General features: G+C 70.3%; 1 protein-coding gene. It reads right to left on the bottom strand.

Translation table 11 applies throughout. The features are described 5' to 3' along the window. A partial coding sequence (locus tag G3I78_RS46940; RefSeq protein WP_164436720.1) for an SDR family NAD(P)-dependent oxidoreductase occupies positions 1-437 on the bottom strand: 437 nt, incomplete at its 3' end. Between the last annotated feature and the right edge of the window lie 172 nt (positions 438-609).

Here is a 609-nt window from a genome sequence, read left to right as displayed (position 1 = left end):
GAGGAGATGTTGACGATCCGGCCGCCGTCGCTCATCAGCTTCAGCGCGCGCTGGCTCACGAACAGGGGCGTCTTCGCGTTGATCGTGAAGATCTTGTCGAAGAGCTCCTCGGTGACCAGCTCGAGGGAGCCCAGCGGGCCGTTCGCGATGCCCGCGTTGTTGACCAGGATGTCGAGCGGCCGGCCGTCGAGACCGGCCTCGAGGCCGGTGAACAGCTTGTCGAGGGCGTCCGCGTCCACGCCGAACTCCGCCTGGATCGTGAACGCCTTGCCGCCGGCGGCCTCGATGGCGGCGACCGTCTCCTTGGCGGCCGTCTCCTGGCGGCCGTAGTGGACGGCCACCAGGGCGCCGGAGCTGCCGAGCCGCTCGGCCACGGCCCGTCCGATCCCGCGGGAGGCTCCCGTCACCAGCGCCGTCTTGCCGGTCAGATCCGCCACGTCATGCTCCTCTTCGGTAGAGATGGCCCGGCTCGCACAGGTGAGCCACTGGCTACGCTTTCAGCCACCCACCCGTGCGGACACCCTTACCGGCCCCCTATGACGGGCGGAACACGACATGGCGGGGCCCCCGCACCGAATCGGTGCGGGGGCCCCGCCATGCGCTGCGTCG

The sequence above is a fragment of the Streptomyces sp. SID13726 genome (assembly GCF_010548375.1).
Taxonomy (GTDB): domain Bacteria; phylum Actinomycetota; class Actinomycetes; order Streptomycetales; family Streptomycetaceae; genus Streptomyces.
Note: the sequence above shows the minus strand (reverse complement) of the source record. Positions and strands in the feature narration are given on the sequence as shown.